This window comes from Streptococcus halichoeri (assembly GCF_019774635.1).
Classification (GTDB): Bacteria; Bacillota; Bacilli; order Lactobacillales; family Streptococcaceae; genus Streptococcus; species Streptococcus halichoeri.
In genome coordinates, this window is sequence record NZ_CP081502.1 from 139,039 (window position 1) to 157,900 (window position 18,862).

Genomic DNA, 18,862 nt, shown 5'->3' on the forward strand with positions numbered 1-18,862 from the left:
AGTTGACAAGACGCCTGATAAGACTGATAATATAAGCACAATGCTTCGTACGATAATCAATGTTTTGATTGGCTTGCTCACTTTCATCTGCTATCATTCCACCTACCGTCTATAAAAACATCAACAATAACCACATCGTATTAGCCCTCCTTTTAGTCTTTTGACTACATGGTAAGGTAAGACCAGATGAAATAGACAATAGGTTACGTATTATGTATAGTGGTAACGTATTTTTAACATAGATTAAGAGGCTAGAAAAAATGGAACTAGGTGAAACAGTAGAATTTATTAGACATTCAAAAAACATTCCTATCAAGCAAGTTTGTGGTGACTATTTGACCCGGCAAACCTATTATCGTTTTATTAAAAACAATCTGGATATTTCTTCTAAAAAGTTACTTTACATCTTAGATAATCTAAATGTGAATGTTGATGAATTCTTATTTATCAACAATAACTTTAAACAATACAAAGAATTCATTGACATGGACACTGCCAAACACTATTTTGAATGTCAAAATAGTGAAGGATTACATCGCATCCTTGATGCTTACCGAGATAGCAAATCCGTTAAGGAAAAGAATCTGTTTGCACTGGTCAAAGTCTTACTAGCCACCCTAACCCATGAAGATTGTTCCAAGGAACAGATTTATTTAACAAACTATCTCATCAATATTGAAACCTGGAGCCATTATGAAACGGTACTCTTTAATAACTGCATGTTCATTTTTGATTCTAATTTCATCGAAATTGTTTTTTCCAAAGTTATCCTAAACCTCGATAGATACAATACCTTGAGGTATTATGGTAATGAATCCATTAGAATGTTTGTCAATATGCTGATTCTTTTTATCCAAAGGCAGGAATACCATAAGGCCACTGACATTCTAAACCAAATCGAAAATTACAAATTAAACGATGATTGCCTATATGAGCGCTGTTGTATCTCCTTTTTTGCCGGCATTCTTGGGATTATTGAGGGCAAACCAGGCGCCGAACAAAAATGCGACGATGTCCTTCAAATTTTTCAATTACTGAATTGCAAGACCAGTCATAAAATGTTCACAGCTTATCTCCAAACCATCAAAAAGAAAACATAACACTGGCTTTGGCGGTATTTGGAAAACCCCAACCCTACCTCCAAGCTGCTACCAGAAAAAAACTCGCAGTGCCAAGCAGCTGCACCACTGATGAAAAAACCTCTACAGACTTAGCCAAATACAGCGTATCTTTACGCAACAGGATTACAGCCTAAAAAATGCGTTCCCGATGCACCGGGAACGCACTTTATTATGTGCTAAAAACTAAAAATACACCCCTCCTATCACCCATTAAAGCGCTTCCTACGCCGCAATCATAAGTTTATACGCCCGGCAATTCCTGACCTTAAGTATATATATATATATATATACTGATGGGTGCTGTAAAAAAGCTTAGAAATGAAAAGGAGATTAAAGACTATGGCGAAAAGTCATTGGAATTGGACGAAAAAGGCAGTGTTAACAGGCCTTGTCGTCAGTGCGGGCTTACTAAGCACACAGGGGAGTGTGAAGGCGGAGACACCTGAACAGGGATATGCAAAGCACTTAGTGAGTCAATTAGATTCATTAAAATTGAAGTTAGGAGCTGCTAGTAGTAAAATCGACACTATTCGACGAGTTGTGGATAGTGTCGATGAGCTGCAAAGGCACATTACCGATTTGAATGATTTGGATAAGTTATTAGAAGGTATAACTCACAATAAAAGAATTGCAGGCTTTGATACAGCCTTTAATTTTGCACTAGATGAAATAAAAAAAGAAAAAGACACAGTTTCTAAGTTAACTGAACAAGTCAAAAAAGTTAAAGCTAATTTAGAAGATTCTAAAAAAGCAAATGCTGAATTAGAGACTAAAATGAAAGACTTACAAGTAAAGTCTGAACACACTGAACAGTCTTTAAAAACAAGTCAAGAAAAAGTTAAAGAACTTAGTGAAAAAATCACCGAGTCAACTAAACAAAATCAAGACTTAACATCTAAACTTGATAAAGATGAAAAGGATTTAGTCGCTCTTAAAGCAAAACTTGACACAACCGAAGCAACGAATACTGCTGAAAAAGCTAAGCTGCAAGCTGAGTTAGAGGCTAAGAAAACTGAGGTCAGTGACTTACAAGCTAAAGTGACTGAAAGCCAAGCCACTGTGGATAAGCTAACCTCTGAAAAGCAAGCGGCTGAGAGTCAGGTTTCTGCCTTAACTGCTGAAAAAGAGCAACTCACCAAGGACAAGGCTACTATCCAAGAACAGCTGAACAGTCAGACCCAATTGAGTGAGCAAGAAAAGGCTGAGTTGGATGCGAAAATCAAAGATCTTGATAGCAAAATCAAGGCTAAAGACTCTGATATTAGTAAGCTGCAAGAGCAGTTAAACACAAGCACGCAAAAAGTCAAAGATACCGAAACTAAATTGGCTGACTTAGCGGCCAAAAAATCTCAAGTCGAATCTAAACTTAAGGACTTAAGCAGCCTCAGCTCCGAGGAAAAAGCTAAACTGCAACAAGAATTGCAAGATTTGATGGCTAAGCTAGATATGCTCAAAAAAGAACACAACTCAGCACCAAGTACTCCTGAAACACCTAAAGATCCGGAAGTGAAACCTGAGGACCAACCAGCTGAACCGAAGCAGCCGGAAAGTAAGCCGGAAGTTCCAAGTCAGCCAGGCGTACCTCAAATGCCAGAGGTAACGCCTGCGCCTAAACCAGCACCAGAGTTGCCTCAAGCTCCGGAAACTAAACCTCAAGCTCCACAAGCACCAGAAGCTGGTAAGCCAGGCACACCGGAGAAACCGGAAATCAAGCCAGCTCCAACCCCTGCTATTCCGGAAGTGAACCCAAGCACTCCACACACTCCTGAAAAACCAGGCAAAGGCAAACCAGCGGCACCAAAAGCTAACCACGCAGCAACGCCTGCTACTCCACACATGGCAGCACAAAACACTGCTGCGCCATTGCCACAAACTGGTGACGCTGCGATCAACCCATTCTTCTCCGTGGCTGCTTTGTCTATCATGGCTTCTGCTGGTGTGCTTGCCACTAAACGCAAAGAAGACTAGTCAGATTTGAACCACATTTCTACTCCATAAAATAAAACCTTAGTGATTAACAAAATGGCTTTAACTGCTGCTGTGATTCCTTAAAGCCCCTTCACATAAGCATTTAAAGCGTTTCCTAATACTTTAATCATAACTTTGCAAGCCCGGCAAATCCTGACCTTAAGTATATATATATATATATATACTGGTGGTTGCCGTAAAAAGCTTAGAAATGAAAAGGAGATTAATTTAATATGGCAAAACACCATTGGAGCAAAAAGGCGGTCCTCGCATCACTCATGCTAGGGGCAAGCGTTTTGGTGACAAGTACCGGAGTAAAGGCGGAGGAAAAGTCCGTTAAAAAATATTTAACAGAAACGTTTGATAAAGATGCTTTTGACTTAACTAAAGAAGGAGCATATACAAAGTTAAAATCTACTGATGAAATGATCCAAAGTCTTCAAAAAATACTTATTCATTTAAAGACTGAAGATTTAATGAAGCTTTTCACTCATGAATTTGTAACTGGTACGACAATTGATCCAAATTTTATTAAAGAAATATTTAAATTTGATGAAAACTATAAAGATTATGCAAAAGAGCTCTACAATTTAGTGGTAAATCAAGACAGATTAGCTAAGCTAGGAGTTGATGAAGAGCGTTTTGAACTAGCTGATCAAGAAGCATTTTCTATACTGTTGACACAAGAACTATTCAGACGTAGCCAGAACTATGAAGAGCTGATCAAAGGTCTAAAAGAAACTGATACAGCACTAACAGATACATCTAAACAGCTAACCGAAAAAACTGAGAAAGCTAAAGAGCTAGAAGAAAAGTTAACTAAAGCTAGCGAAGATGGTCAAAAGCTAAAGGCTGAAAGTGACAAACTTGCTACTCAGCTTAAATCATCTCAAGAAGCCAACAGCAGCCTTCAAACGAAAATGAAGGACTTAGAAACTCAGGCGCAAAAAGCTACCGAAGAGGCGAACGCCCTACATGAGCAAGTTACTGAGGCTAATAATACAAACCAAAACTTACAAGCACAGCTTGATAGCAAGCAAAAAGATTTAAACGACCTTCAACAACAGCTCACCTCAGATAAGCAACTCTCTGAGGAAGAAAAAGCGAAGCTACAATCAGAATTAGATGCTAAGAAAACGGAAGTAACTAATCTTCAAGCTCAAGTCACAGCATCATCTGAGAAACTTCAAGCTCTTGAAGCGGCCAAAAAAGAGGCTGATGCTAAAGTAGCAGAATTAACAGCTCAAAAGGCTGACATTGAGGCGAAACTTAACAGCCAAACTGAGCTTAGTGAAGAGGAAAAAGCTAAGCTTAAGGAACAGTTGGCTGATGTGCAAGCGAAAATCGCTGAGAAAGACGCTGCAATCAAGTCGCTTGAAGGTCAGCTTGACGCCCTCAAACAGCAGGAGCAAGAAAAAACTCCGGAAACTAAACCTGAAACGCCAAAAGCACCTGAAACTGGTAAACCAGGCACACCGAAGAAACCGGAAATCAAGCCGGATCCAACTCCTGCTATTCCTGAGAAACCAAGCACACCACACTCTCCGGAAAAACCAGGTAAGGCTCATCCAGCGGCACCAAAAGCACACCACACAGCAACTCCTGCTGCCCCACACATGGCAACACAAAACACTGCTGCGCACTTGCCACAAACGGGTGAAGCTGCGACCAACCCATTCTTCACCGTGGCTGCTCTATCTGTCATTGCTTCTGCTGGCGTCCTCGCCACTAAACGCAAGGAAGACTAGTCAATTGCCTTTCTAGCCACGCTATTAGCACCACTCTTCTATAATCCTTTCAAAGCAAAAAAAGGGGCTGCTCTCTCCTATCAGCCCGCACTCTAAAAACCAATTCCAATGACAAGCTTTCCACGCTAGGTAGCGTGGAAAGTTTTTTTGCTCTGCCAAATTACCTCTCAAATCCAGCCAATCAAGGCTACAATCGTATTAGATTACCAATCATAAGTTTAAAAATAAAGCAAAAGCTGACCTTAAGGTTATATATATATATATATACTGATGATTACTGCAAAGAGTTCATAAATGAGAAGGAGATGAAGATCAGATGGCGAAACATCATTGGACGAAACAGGCGATATTAACAGGCCTTGTCGTCAGTACAGGCCTGCTGAACACACAGGGAATAGTGAAAGCGCAAGAAGAGCAGAGCCAAGAATATCAGGAGCAAAAAAAAATTACTAGTAACTTGGAACGTAAGTTCGATAATCTTAATAAAAAAGTCAAAAAACAATTGGGAGATTTATTGGTTGCTACCGATAATCATAAAACTTATGATTCATTAAAAGCATTTAACGATGGAGTTAAAATAATACTAGAAAGTATTACTCATGAGAATCAATTAGCGACAGTTTCTGAAGCAAAAGAACGAGCATTACAAAATTATAATGATAAACATAAAGAATGGGTTGAAGTTCATAAAGAGCTTGATAAAGAACAGCAAAAAACCCAACGGCAGCGTGAAGAGCTAGAAACAACTAAAAAGCAGCTAAATGACAGTCAATCAGAACGGACAAAACTTTCAGCTCAGTTAGCAGAAACGAATAAAGCTAAGTCTGAGCTGGACGCGCAAATGCAAGCTTTGCAAGCCAAAGCTACAGAAACAGAGACAGCGTTAGCTAATACCAAAGAAGAGGTAGAAACTCTAACCCAACAAGCTACTCAAGCAACAGCTGATAAGACACGTTTAGAGGCTGAGTTGACTAAAGAAAAAACAAATCTGTCTGCTCTTCAGGCAAAACTTGATACAAGTGCCACTCAAAGTGCCGAAGAAAAAGCTAAGCTGCAGTCCCAATTACAGGCTCAGCAAGCGCAAGTGGCTGAGTTGCAAGCCAAAGTGGCCCAATCCACCCAAAAAGTTCAAGAACTGGAAGCCGCTAAAAAGGCAGCAGACGAGAAAATCTCCAGTCTAACGAAGGAAAAAGCTGAGACAGAGGCGAAACTGCAAGAGCAAGGCAACCTCAGCACAGCTGAAAAAGCTAAGCTAGAAGAAAAGGTTAGACAGCTGGATGCACAAATCAAGGAAAAAGAAACAGCTATCAAGACCCTTGAAAGCAAGCTAGCTGAATCAACTCAGTCTATTCAAAAACTAGAAGCTGACAAGGCCCGGGTCGAGTCTAAGCTCAAAGAACAAGACAAGCTGAGCCAAGCAGATAAAGACAAACTGCAAAAAGAGTTAGATGCCCTAAATGCTCAACTGAACACTCTTAAAAAAGAGCAGGACAAAGCTCCAAGCAGTCCGGAAATGCCTAAGGCTCCTGAGACTAAGCACGAGGAAAAACCAGCTGAACCGAAAGCTCCAGAAAGCAAACCCGAAGTTCCAAGTCAGCCAGATGTCCCTCATGTACCAGAGGTGACACCTGCGCCTAAACCGGCACCAGAGCTGCCTAAAGCTCCGGAAACTAAGCCTCAAGCTCCACACACTCCAAAAGCTGACAAGAAACTAGGCACACCGAAGAAACCGGAAATCAAGCCGGCTCCGACTCCTGCTGTTCCGGAAAAACCAAGTGCACCGCACACTCCGGAAAAACCAGGCAAAGGCAAACCAGCGGCACCAAAAGCTAACCACGCAGCAACGCCTGCTACTCCACACATGCCAGCACAAAACACTGCTGCGCACTTGCCACAAACGGGTGACGCTGCGACCAGTCCATTCTTCTCCGTGGCTGCTTTGTCTATCATGGCTTCTGCTGGTGTGCTTGCTACTAAACGCAAGAAAGACTAATCATCCCCACTAACTAAAACTCCTGATACTATTTTTCAATAGTATCAGGTGCCACCTTCTCCTACGTACCTCTTGGCACCTAGAGTCATATCACAACAAGGCTTTCCATTTGAAAAGATGGGAAGCCTTTTGGGTACGACATGCCCGTCGTACTCAAAAAACGAGCTTCCCTTTGTGGGTTAGCTCGTTCCTTGTAACCTGGACTGGTTTTAAGCCAGCCTTAAGTTGACAACTTTTCGTACGATGAAAAAATGTTATGAAAACCTTGTTATATTAATCGATAAACCTCTTTTCAATGTTTAGTGACCTATTGCTGGATGAAGGATGAGTACCAATCATTCTAATCATACCACTGTTTATCTTATTTCAAAGCTGCTTGCAATGCAGCGTTTAGATTAGCAATTTCTTGGTCAACTTCTTGAACTGTTGCAGTAGGATTTAATTGGACACCTACTGCATGTGTGATAGCTTTGTTTAAGGTATTGTAAACCGCAAAGCTCTTAACATTTAACACTTTTTGGTCTCTTTGGATACGTGTTTGCCAGATGGCTTTATCTAATTTGGCTTTGGTATAAATAGTTGCTTTATCTGTTGGCTTCAAATCAGGATAAGTCAATACGGCTTGTTCTACTTTTTTAACTTCGGCCACTTGGGCTTTGATGGCATCTACAGATGCAAATGGATCGGCAATGCGAATCACTAATTTGGTGATAGCAAAGCCCATATCAATATTGGCTTGGCTAACTTTGTTTGCTAAATGTTGGGTTGAAAATGTGATGGCTTCAATAACGTCGGATAAGGCCTCTACACGAACGCCAATTGAGCTTAAATCATAAATGGAAGCAGGGTTAACTTCTAAAGACGTTTTTAGTTTTTCTACAGTGTCAAGAGCCGTGGTGACGGGTTGTTCAATATCAGTACCTTTAACATCATCTTTGATAGCTTTCAATTGAGCACCATCTTGATTTAATTGTTGTTTAAGCTGCTGATTTTGAATGTTGACTTGACTAATGGTTATTGGACTAGTAGCCTGGTCTGCATGTGCTTTTAAAACTGTGGGAGAAAATAAGGTAATCCCTGCAGCTAGCATGGCACCAGACAAATAGAGCATATGTTTTTTGATTGTCATAGTTGCCCCTCCTAAATTAAAATGTTGTATACTGCAGTATTTTAACTTATAGGTACCTACACCTGTATCATACTCTTTAATCAGAATGCCGTCAACACAATACTTTAAGCGTTTTCTTTAGCGATAGCCATTTACAGATTAAATTTGTCATGAAATTAAATTACTCATTTTTGTATAATGATTCATAGGGGATGATAATTCTAATTTTCTGACTTTTATCTTTGATGCGGCCCATTCTGATGCTGTCGCTTTTTATGATTTAGCTGCTAAAGCTAAATATGTCAGAACATTCGCGTTACTTAACTTGTTTTTTAACGAGCATTTATTCATGCTTTTTTAAAAAAATAAATTTTCTATTCATAAAATTTAAGCAGCCTAAAAAAAGCTATTAAAGGGGGTTATCTTTTGAAAAACTGCCCTAATCAGCTCCCTTATGGGCTTTTGCTCACTTGCTGCTCCTTGTCTTTGCCGGTGTACCACAGCCCCTTGCGAAGCAGGGAAGGCCCAAAGCCCTCCTGGTTTACTTGTTTTCTTTTGATCTGATGGCTAGGAACAAGCCCAAGGCCGCCAGTCCACTAATCACACTGTACGTAAACTGAAAGCCGGCTTCAAGTGTCTTTTGCATTCCCATAATACTGACAAAAACAGCCGTCCCAATAGCAGCAAAGAGTTGACGACTAGAGCTATTCATGGCACTGCCATGGGGAATCAAGGATAAAGGCAAGGCATTCATAGCTTTAGCTGTTAGAGGGGTTAGGATAAAAGCATTGCCGGTCATCAAAATCATAAAATTAATTATGATAGCATAGGGCTGAGATGCAGCCGTTAGGTGCGATAAGAGCAAACTACCTGTTAAGATTAAAAGCATGCCTGAAACGGCAAAGACCTTGCCGCCCCATTTGTCATAAAGGCGACCGGTGATTGGCGCTAAAAGCCCCATCAATAAGCCACCTGGCAAGATTATCAGACCACTTTGCAGAGCTGTTAATCCCCTAATTTTTTGAATATAAATTGGCATGAGGGTCATCGAACTATTGAAAATCATAAACATGATAATAATCATCAGGCAGGATTCAACAAAAGTCGAAGACCTCAAAACGGCCATATCCAGCATGGGATTTTCTAGCTGTTTTTGCCGGCGCACATACCAAAAGAGGGCCAAGAGAGATAGACCGATTAGGCCCCAGAGCCAGGCCTTGGAAAAGCCAATTCTGCTAGCTGTGCTAAAGCCATAGAGTAAGCCGCCAAAGGAAACAGTCGACAACACAACCGAAAGCACATCTAACTGCGAAGCATTGGTTAAGGTGAGGTTTTTTACCAGAAAAAGGCTAACGCCGACATTTAAAAGCATCGCCACTAGAACAAAGACGAAGATCGCAGGCCAATGATAAAAGCTTAGAATCCAGCCGGATAAGGTCGGGCCAAGGGCAGGTGAAAATCCGGTAATTAAGCCAAAAATCCCCATGGCCACTCCTCGTTCTTTAACCGAATAAGCCGTTAATAAGACCACCTGCATTAAGGGAATCAAAATACCCGCTCCGATTGCTTGGATTGCCCGGCCCAAAAGCAAAAGCAAAAAGGTCGGACTAACAAGGCAAAGGAGCGACCCCAGCATGAATAAAAGCGTAGCTGTAAAATACAATTGCCGCGTTGAATAATTGGAGGTGAGGTAGGCTGATATGGGAATCATAATCCCATTAATCAGCATAAAAATCGTGGTGACCCACTGGGCGGAACTTAAGGTTAGGTGAAAAGACACCATCATATCTGGCAAAGCTGTCGCTAATAAGGTCTGATTTAAAACGGCGATAAAAGACCCTAGCATCATTGTTAGCGCTGCTAAATTCCGCTGCCGGGCGCTTATGTTTAAAGGCTGTGACATTTCTCTACTCTCCTTGAAATCTTTTTACTTGAAAATGGCTTCAAATTCATTTACGATAGTATTATAATACCACTATGTAGTGATATATCAACTAATAGGGCTCGCGCTTTTAGTGGTAGCAAGCCAAAGCAACGCTACCACAGCTCAGCAATTGAAGAAATGAAAAGAGGAAACAACAATGGATATGCGTAAAACTGCTCTGATTTTAATCGACTTACAAAAAGGCATCTTAGACATGCCGACGGTCCCCCATCAGGTGCCAACGGTCCTTGCGAATGCCAAAACTTTAGTTGATTTTTTCCGGGAAAATGAGGCCTTTATTGCCTTTGTCCGCGTTCAGTTCCACGATGGCAAAGATAAGCTCGCGCCAAATGCCATGCAAGCCTTGCCGGGCAAAGACACGGCGGCTGATTTTTCTGACTTTGCGCCAGCACTTGGTGTCACAGACAATGACTATATTGTGAATAAACGTGGCTTTAGCGGTTTTTTTGGTACAGACTTAGACCTGCAACTACGCCGTAGGGGGATTGAGACTCTGGTCCTTGGGGGTATTTCTACCCACGCTGCGGTGGATTCAACAGCAAGAGACGCTTACCAATATGCCTATAATCAATATTTTATTACAGATGCGATGGCTGCTGCTCGTCTAGAGCTGCATGATTTTCCCATCCAAAACGTCTTTCCAGTTATGGGGCAAACCCTAACCACCCAGGCATTTTTGGAGCTGGCTAAAAGCCCAGCCGCAAAGGACTAAACAGGCCACATACGTAGCTTAGATGAGTAGGTCAAGAGGCGCAGACCAGCATGGGCAGGGCACGTGCGTACATCAACACTCGCAGGTCAAGATGAGCAGATCAGCACAAGTAAGCCACATAAGCAGAGCAAGATGAGCAAGTAGGCTAGGCCAAGAGGCACTCAGGTCACACCGGGCTACCTCTTGGCTTTTCATCTACTCAGCTGGTGAGCTCTCCTCCCCCGTACAAGCAAAAAAGCACTGTCCATGGAAATGGAAACAGCACTGCTGGGTGATTGAAGTCTGCTTAGAAAACTCGCCTCTTAGCAGAGGCGAGTTGTGTTACAAGGCTTGGCCGATTTTGGCTAAGGTCAATCAAGGGTGGGCTTGTCAAGCTGGCCTGTAGCTTAAGCTGGCAGCGGGACGCAGTTGTCCGGCGCCTGCTCACTCACTGAGAGACTAGGCCAAAGTAAGCTGGCGCTTTAGCTATTTTTTTGCCTGCGTAAGCTTTTTTGTTTCTTATAAAAGCTGTAGGCCTTTTTCCCAAATTTGTAAAGCCATTTGTTGCTTGGTAGATTGAACTCGCCGATGTATTCGTCAATGGTAGGCTTAAAAGATAGCTTGAAGGTTGATAAACCACCATCTAGTTTGCCTTCCACACCGCCCATATTGGCCCAGGTCAGGCCATTTTGATAACAGGTCTTGAAAATCTCTGTGTTTAAAAGATACTGGGGATAATAATGTTTAAACTGATTATTCATACCGGCATAAAGCAGCTCAATGCCGGTGGCAAATCGAATCCCCAAGACACCTGCGATGACCAATTCATTAGGGTAGTGCTGGGCCAGCTCTGCTAATTCGGCTGCTTGCTTTTGTGTGGCTGTGATTTGCTGGTTGAGGTTTTTGATGCGATTTTTCTGATGGTCTGGTGTTGCTGCCAAGTCATCTGTTAGTTGCTGTAAGCGGTCTTTTTGCTGCTTGAGCTGTTTGGCTATATCGATTTTGGCAAAGTAAAATTCGGCCTTATCACCGTAAATAGTCTTTATTTTGTTGAAATAGTCATAATTTCTGAGGTGAATCTGCTTGCGCTGTTCTGTTAGGGCAATTAAATCGGCAAAGACTTGCACCTCATTGGCATGGCCTTGGCTAATGTCAACGCCTTTTTTACGAGCTGTTTTGATTAAGCGTTTCACATGCTTTTGGTAGTCTTCGATGCTTTCTGGTGTCAAGTGCTTATTGGCCTGAAAGCGGGGTTGCACGGTATCAGATAAATCAAAGGTCAAACCTGACCAAATGGCTCCGGTCTTTTCAATGCTAGCAATCACTTGTTCGCAGGCTGCCACTTGCTTGGGATTTGTGCGATCAAAGAGCAGGCTAGGATCGCATTTTAATAGTAAAAAGCGTTCTTTTTTGGCATATTGTTGTAAGACACTAAAAACTTCTTGGACAAGGTCTTGGTTGCTATAATCAACCACTGGCCCTCTTGGTATATAGGCTACGCGAAAGTTCGCGGCAATGGTTCTAATCAAAACACAAGCACCGGCAACTAAGTCTTGATCTTGGTAAAAGGCAAGGTATTGAGATTGCCAATTATCCTTGACTTGCGACCATTTGCTGCCTTGTAGTAAATTGCCATAGGGATGTTGCTCTACAAACTGATCATATTCTGTTTTATCTATACTTACTGTATAAGTAATCATTCTTTCTTTCCTCACTTAAGAGTCATTTTCTGTCACTGATGTGCTAAAAGATATTTTTGGCACTATTTTTTAAGCTTTTTTTAGCATAGGAAAAGGGGCTACTTTTGCTTCTAGGGCCCATCATTATTAGTTGGCATAAAAGGCTCGGCTAGCCCTAAGGCCTAAAGTCGCTAGCTTTTGGCTTTTACAAGAGGAGGGTTAGTTTTTGGCTTGCTCGTTTGGGGCGATCACAAACTAAAAAAGTCCCTTATTTCCAGTTTATCAGCTTTTCTTGAATAGTCAAAACATTGCGCACCTCATTCATAAAAATCTAAGCTACTTGCCACAGCCGCACTCTGAACTGCCCGGCTCGCCATTTGCTTGGGCGCAAAGTCTAGACGGGCTTGGCACTAGCGATCTGTCAGCTGGGCGATTTGCGCTGCGCGCACGTTTGTGAAAGCGCTTACCCAAAACGCAAAAAAAGCATGCCCCTGCTATTTTGAGGGACATGCTGGCTCACGAGTCTGGGGTTTGGAAGGTTGATTCAGCTGTTATTTGGCCCGAGCTTCGAGCTCAAGGTTGACTGCTAAAACATTGACGCGTTCTTCTCCGATAAAGCCTAGCAGCTTTCCTTTGGTATGTTGAGCGATAATGCCTTTGAGAGTAGCTGTGGATAAGCCTGTTGTGCGCGCTAGACGCGGAATTTGTAAACTGGCACTTTGCGGACTGATCTCTGGGTCTAAGCCCGAACCTGAGCTTGTTACTAGATCAGCTGGCAAAGCTTCTTTGTGGATGGTTTTATTCTGACTTAGAAAGGCGTTTAAGTCATGTTGGACGCGGTTTTTTAAGGCTGGATTGCTTGGTGCTAAATTTTGTGAACCTGAAGCCACTTTAACGGTCTTAAGCTTTGCATTGTAGGTATTATAGTGGATTGCTGAGGGCCGGCCGTGCAGGAAACGATCCGATGAAAAGTCTTGGCCAATTAAAGCGGAACCGACTACCTTTCCCTGGTAGGTTACCTGGCTACCACGCGCCTGATGAGGAAAAATGACTTGCCCCACAGCTGTGACCACTACAGGGTAGATAAAACCACACATCAGGCCAAAGACTAAGGTGAGTAAGAAAGGGGTTTTGAGATGACTGAACAATTTCTTGATCATGTTGATGAATTCCTTTCGTGACATCCTTGACCCACAGTTTGCGCCAAGGATTTTTTTAAATAAGGTAGCAAATAGCATAGCACTTAGCTAAAGCCTGCTGTGATGAGCTAAAGAGCTTTGGCGACATCGCTTTAACTTTTTTTGAGTTAAGACAAAAATATCTCAAAGGCTCGCAGCAAAGGTGACATCCTCCTCACCAAGTAAACCATTGCACCAAGTAGGGGGCCTAACCTAGCAACAAAGGCAAAAAGAGTGTAAGGATAAGATCAATTAGCTTGATTCCAACAAATGGTAGTACAATGCCACCTAATCCATAAATGAGCATATTATGGGTGAGTAATTTCTCTGAGCCTTGTGGCTTATAGGCTACTCCTGTCATAGCTACGGGAATCAGCAAGGGAATAATAATGGCGTTAAAAATCAATGCTGATAAGATGGCACTTGCTGGAGTAGCTAAGTGCATAATATTAAGCACTTGGATCTGGGGAATCGCCGTCATAAAAATAGCTGGGATAATGGCAAAATATTTTGCCACATCATTAGCAATGGAAAAAGTCGTTAGGGCCCCGCGGGTCATTAATAATTGCTTGCCAATTTCTACAATATCAAGAATTTTAGTCGGATCACTGTCTAAATCAACCATATTGGCTGCCTCTTTAGCAGCTGTGGTACCTGAATTCATAGCAATGCCTACATCTGCTTGGGCCAAAGCTGGGGCATCATTGGTGCCATCGCCTGTCATGGCCACGACTTTTCCCAACTGCTGCTCTCTTTTGATGGCTTTTATCTTGTCTTTAGGTTTACATTCAGCAATAAAGGTATCAACACCAGCCTCTTGGGCAATAGTGGCTGCTGTAAGGGGGTTATCACCTGTACACATGATGGTTTTAATCCCCATTTCCCGTAGTTGTGCAAAGCGCTGAACTAAGCCGGGTTTAATCGTGTCTTTTAAGTAAATAACGCCTAAGATGCTTCTATCATCAGCAACCACGAGTGGCGTTCCGCCTTCTGAGGAGATTTCTTCTGTGATGGTCTTAAGATCTGCTGGGACCAGGCCTTGCTTGACTTTTACATGAGCGATAATGGCATCGCTGGCCCCCTTTCTAATCATGCGCCCAGAGGCAAAATCAAGGCCGCTCATGCGGGTCTGGGCTGTAAAGTCGACAAAGGCCATGTCAGGTGTGACAGCAGGCAGGGCCAAGCCTTGCTCTTTGGCAATCTTGAGGATGGATTTGCCTTCTGGGGTTTCATCTTGCAGGGAACTCAGCATGGCCACTTCCATTAAGGTGACGTGTGATACCCCAGCTACCGGCACAAAGCGAGCTGCCATGCGATTACCAAATGTAATGGTGCCCGTTTTGTCCAAAATCATGGTATCAACATCGCCACTGGCTTCGACAGCTTTTCCCGACATGGCAATGACATTAAAGCGGGTGACCCGATCCATGCCAGCTATCCCAATAGCGGATAAAAGTCCGCCAATCGTTGTTGGAATTAAGCAAACACTCAAGGCAATTAGAGTTGACACATCAATACTAATATGCAAAAAACGCGCTATGGGATACAAGGTTATAATGACAATGAGGAAAATGATCGTTAGACTCACTAGCAAGGTGCTCAAGGCAATCTCATTAGGTGTTTTTTGTCTAGAAGCACCTTCTACTAACGCAATCATTTTATCAAGAAAAGACTCTCCCGCATTTGAAGTGATTTTGATTTTTAGCCAATCACTGGCTAGGCTCGTGCCTCCTGTGACAAAGGCAAAATCACCACCGGATTCTTTAACAACTGGCGCTGATTCTCCCGTTATCGCCGATTCATCCACAGAAGCAATCCCTTCGATGACTTCACCATCACTAGGAATCAATTCGCCAACCTTAACAAGGACAATATCGCCTTTTTTTAGCTCAGCGGCATCAATCATTTCTTCTTGCCAGGTGTTACTTGTTTTTTCTTGTCGTAGACGGCGCGCTGTCATGGCTTGCTGGGTCTTTTTGAGACTCTCTGCCTGCGCCTTTCCTCGGCCTTCAGCAATGGATTCAGCAAAATTAGCAAAGAGCAGGGTGACAAACAAAATCATCGCAACGAGACCATTATAGGTACGGTTACTCTGATCACCTTGGTAAAAGACATTAGGGACCAAAACGAGCAGCAAGGTAATCACAAAGCCGACTTCTACAACAAACATGACAGGATTTTTAATCATGTAGGTGGGATTAAGCTTCATGAAAGCACCTTTTAGAGAACTTTTCACAATTGCTTGCGTTAAAAAATGCTTTTTCTTGGGAATCATTGTAAACCTCACATTGTCAAATAATCAGCCAAGGGACCAAGGACAAGCACAGGTAAGAAGGTGAGCGCTGAAATAATCAGTACCATCACCAATAACACACCCGTAAAGGTCCAGGTATCGGTTTTCAAGGTGCCTACAGAGTCATTGACGGGCTGTTTCATCATCAAAGATCCGGCAATAGCTAGCTGAATAATCACAGTAGCATAGCGCCCGAAAAACATGGCTAGGCCGGTTGAAATATTCCAAAAAAGGGTATTATCTTTTAAGCCTTCAAAGCCTGAGCCGTTATTAGCTGAAGCTGAGGCAAATTGATAAACGACCTGAGACAGGCCATGAAAGCCAGGATTGCTAATACCGGCTATTCCTGCTGGTACAGACAGAGCTAAGGCAGAAAAGCCAAGGATAATGAGGGGATGAATGATAATGCCTAGGGCAATTAAGGTCATTTCCTTACCCTCGATTTTCTTACCGAGGTAAACTGGCGTTCGGCCGATCATGAGACCGCAGATAAATACGGTCAAAAGGACATATAAAATCATATTCATCAGGCCAACGCCCTTGCCGCCAAAGATGACATTTAGCATCATGTTGATCAGGGCGACACCCCCACCTAGTGGGGTTAAGGTATCATGCATATTATTAACAGCCCCAGTGGTAAAGGCAGTGGTCACCTCGGTAAACAGACCAGACATGGGCACACCAAAGCGAACTTCCTTGCCTTCCATGCTGCCCATCAGCTGGTTGAGACCCAGTTGCTTAAACAAGGGATTACCCTGACTTTCTGACCAGAGAATCAGCAATAAGCCCGCAAGAAATAACAGTGTCATCACACCACATAAAGGCCTGGCTTGTTTGCCCAGCTGCCAGAGACGGTGCTTGATAGGCCTTGGTTTTAGGGCCAAAGGCGGAGCTGCTTCGCTTTTTTCATCAGCAACCATATAGCCAAAGGCAACTAAGGTCGCCCCTGGTAAAAGCATCATGGATAAAATGTCAATCATGTTAGTAATGACATTAGGATTTTCAAAAGGTGCGGCCGAATTAGCGGCAAAAAAACCTCCACCATTGGTGCCCAAATGCTTGATGATTTCAAAAGAGGCGACCGGCCCAAGGGCGATGGTTTGGAATTTCCCTTCTAGCGTGGTGACCTGCAGCTGATGCATAAAAGTTTGCGGTACCCCTTGGGAAATAAGGACGAGCGACCCTATGAGCGAAAGGGGCAAAAGCAGCCTAGTAATGATGCGCACCAGGTCAACGTAAGCATTTCCCATGTCCTGGTATTTGCCAGATAGACCTCTGATAAAGGCCATGGCGGCCGCAAAGCCTGAGGCAGCCGAGGTAAACATCATAAAGGTAATCACCAGCATCTGACTCAGATAAGATAAATCTGTCTCACCTGCATAGTCTTGCAGATTTGTATTGGTGATAAACGAAATGACCGTATTAAAACTAAGGTCTGGCGCCAAGTTACCAGCTTGATTTGGGTTTAAAAAAAGCCAAGCCTGAGTTCGTAACAAGACATATGCGAGCAAAGCCATAACAGCATTGGTCAAGACTAGTGCCATAGCATATTGCTTCCAAGTCATACCGCGCCGCCTTAAGCCAATACACTTGTAAATCCAGTTATCAATCGGATCCATGATAGGGTCTAAGAAGGTTTTTTGCGCGGTAGCTAGCTGATAAAGGTATTTGCCAGTTGGCAGCATGAGCAGGGCTGCGACTGCTAAGACGACAATAATCTGTAACATCTCCCATTCCCCCTAAAATTTCTCTGGATGGAGCAGAGCATAAAAGAGATAAGCAACTAATATGAAAACGATAAATCCTAAAATAAGCATTTCTGACAAAGCCTCTTTCTAATCTTCTTTAATATGTTGGTCGCACCAGTCAATCAAAATCAGCATGGTGCTAACACAGCCGATAAAAGCTAACACCAACAAACTATCTAACATAAGCGACACCCCCTTTTAGTGTGCCATCATTCTAGCACTAAACATCTAAATCTAGTGTAAAAATCAAGGAGACTATCTAAAGATAGTATAAAGATAAGGCTACTAAAAAAACCTGTGACCAGGCAAAGGACTGTGGCAGAGCACGCGCGCTCATCAGCAATTAGTCCCTCACCTGTCTACAGGTTAGGCCTTGGTTAAAAAAAGCTAGGCCCTGCTGTCTTGAGCTTTGTCACAGTCAAGACCCTCGCGATACGTTTTTATGCAATAGCCAAGCACAGCCTTTTTGCTGCTTGCGCCAAAAAAGGCGCCTTAGCGCCTCAAAATTGTGAGCAGGCCAACTCACCTCTAAAAAGCTCAAAATAGCTAAACCCCCTGCAGCAGAAGTGAACAAGCTGAGCTTTCAAGCAAAAGGCAAAATGGCAAAGAGCGCAGAAGGCCCAGCAGATGCCAAACACACAGGCCAAGCAAAGGGCAAAATGGCAGGAAAAAAGTTTACGCTTCTAATTTGACCATGCGGTAGCCAATGCCGATATGGGTTTGGATCAGTCTTGGGCTTTCTGGTCCTAGTTCGATCTTTTTGCGCAGCGTATTTACAAAAACACGTAAGGCTGAAAAATCCTCCTCATAGTAGCCCCAGATGGCCTTGACAATAAAACGATACGTCAAAACCCTATCAAGATTATCTGATAAGAGACAGAGCAGCTTGTATTCAATGGGAGTTAGATGAACGGCCTCGTCCTTAACAAAGACACTATTTGACGGGAAGTAAATGCGCAGCCAGCCATTCACAAACTCCGTTTGCTCAGCCTTAAGCTCACCTTGTTGTTGGCTAAATTGAAAGCGTCTAATGTTAGCTCTCACCCTGGCTAGCAGTTCGTCTGTACTAAAAGGCTTGGTCAGGTAGTCATCTGCTCCAGCATCAAGAGCTAAAATCTTCTCACTATCTTCTCCGCGAGCACTGACAATAATAATTGGCAATTGGGAAAAGCCACGGACCTTCTCAATGATTGCTCGTCCGTCCATATCGGGTAAACCAAGGTCCAACACCAGCAAATCTGGCAATTGGGAAACAATGTGACGCAGGGCATCTTGACCCGTTTGTACAGCGACATACTGGTAGCCTGCAACTTCCATCGTCAGTGATAACAATTTACTGACTGAGGGGTCATCTTCACATATTAAAATGCTAATGTTATCCTTTATCATC

At 42.9% G+C, this 18,862-nt stretch carries 13 protein-coding genes; 5 read left to right on the top strand and 8 right to left on the bottom strand.

The features are described 5' to 3' along the window. Positions 1-260 precede the first annotated feature (260 nt). The 4 genes from K5J94_RS00740 to K5J94_RS00755 all read left to right on the top strand — a co-directional run bounded on the left by K5J94_RS00740 (position 261) and on the right by K5J94_RS00755 (position 6,830). A complete protein-coding gene (locus K5J94_RS00740) occupies positions 261-1,100 on the top strand; it encodes an Rgg/GadR/MutR family transcriptional regulator (RefSeq protein WP_221913168.1) in 840 nt (279 codons plus the stop codon). 360 nt (positions 1,101-1,460) lie between these two features. Next, positions 1,461-3,089 (top strand): LPXTG cell wall anchor domain-containing protein, encoded by a 1,629-nt coding sequence (locus K5J94_RS09580; RefSeq protein WP_269437351.1) that lies wholly within the window; start codon positions 1,461-1,463, stop codon positions 3,087-3,089. A 233-nt stretch (positions 3,090-3,322) separates the two neighbouring features. Then, a complete protein-coding gene (locus K5J94_RS00750) occupies positions 3,323-4,837 on the top strand; it encodes an LPXTG cell wall anchor domain-containing protein (RefSeq protein ID WP_221913170.1) in 1,515 nt (504 codons plus the stop codon). Between the two features lie 316 nt (positions 4,838-5,153). Continuing rightward, positions 5,154-6,830, top strand: a complete 1,677-nt coding sequence (locus tag K5J94_RS00755) for an LPXTG cell wall anchor domain-containing protein (RefSeq protein WP_221913172.1) — start codon at positions 5,154-5,156, stop codon at positions 6,828-6,830. A gap of 361 nt (positions 6,831-7,191) precedes the next feature. Here the strand turns inward: K5J94_RS00755 and K5J94_RS00760 are convergent, their stop codons facing one another. Next, positions 7,192-7,959 (bottom strand): CAMP factor family pore-forming toxin, encoded by a 768-nt coding sequence (locus K5J94_RS00760; protein WP_221913174.1) that lies wholly within the window; start codon positions 7,957-7,959, stop codon positions 7,192-7,194. Between the two features lie 520 nt (positions 7,960-8,479). After that, positions 8,480-9,841, bottom strand: a complete 1,362-nt coding sequence (locus tag K5J94_RS00765) for a DHA2 family efflux MFS transporter permease subunit (protein WP_221913176.1) — start codon at positions 9,839-9,841, stop codon at positions 8,480-8,482. 178 nt (positions 9,842-10,019) lie between these two features. On the opposite strand from K5J94_RS00765, the gene K5J94_RS00770 reads away from it, so the two are divergent. Next, the gene (locus K5J94_RS00770) at positions 10,020-10,595 is read left to right on the top strand and encodes an isochorismatase family protein (RefSeq protein ID WP_159544549.1); all 576 of its coding nucleotides are present in this window, start codon (positions 10,020-10,022) and stop codon (positions 10,593-10,595) included. Between the two features lie 461 nt (positions 10,596-11,056). Here the strand turns inward: K5J94_RS00770 and K5J94_RS00775 are convergent, their stop codons facing one another. The 6 genes from K5J94_RS00775 to K5J94_RS00800 form a co-directional block, all read right to left on the bottom strand. Next, on the bottom strand, positions 11,057-12,274 hold the full coding sequence (locus tag K5J94_RS00775) for a peptidoglycan bridge formation glycyltransferase FemA/FemB family protein (RefSeq protein WP_159547989.1): 1,218 nt from the start codon (positions 12,272-12,274) through the stop codon (positions 11,057-11,059). Between the two features lie 530 nt (positions 12,275-12,804). Continuing rightward, the gene (gene kdpC, locus K5J94_RS00780) at positions 12,805-13,413 is read right to left on the bottom strand and encodes a potassium-transporting ATPase subunit KdpC (RefSeq protein ID WP_231700358.1); all 609 of its coding nucleotides are present in this window, start codon (positions 13,411-13,413) and stop codon (positions 12,805-12,807) included. Between the two features lie 226 nt (positions 13,414-13,639). After that, positions 13,640-15,706 (bottom strand): potassium-transporting ATPase subunit KdpB, encoded by a 2,067-nt coding sequence (gene kdpB, locus K5J94_RS00785; RefSeq protein ID WP_221913178.1) that lies wholly within the window; start codon positions 15,704-15,706, stop codon positions 13,640-13,642. An 8-nt stretch (positions 15,707-15,714) separates the two neighbouring features. After that, on the bottom strand, positions 15,715-17,451 hold the full coding sequence (locus tag K5J94_RS00790) for a potassium-transporting ATPase subunit KdpA (RefSeq protein ID WP_221913180.1): 1,737 nt from the start codon (positions 17,449-17,451) through the stop codon (positions 15,715-15,717). A gap of 12 nt (positions 17,452-17,463) precedes the next feature. Then, positions 17,464-17,541, bottom strand: coding sequence for a K(+)-transporting ATPase subunit F (gene kdpF / locus K5J94_RS09655; RefSeq protein WP_159544635.1), 78 nt, complete (start codon positions 17,539-17,541; stop codon positions 17,464-17,466). A gap of 606 nt (positions 17,542-18,147) precedes the next feature. Next, entirely contained in the window at positions 18,148-18,861 is a 714-nt protein-coding gene (locus tag K5J94_RS00800) for a response regulator transcription factor (RefSeq protein WP_159547983.1), read from the bottom strand. Position 18,862: the final 1 nt, after the last annotated feature.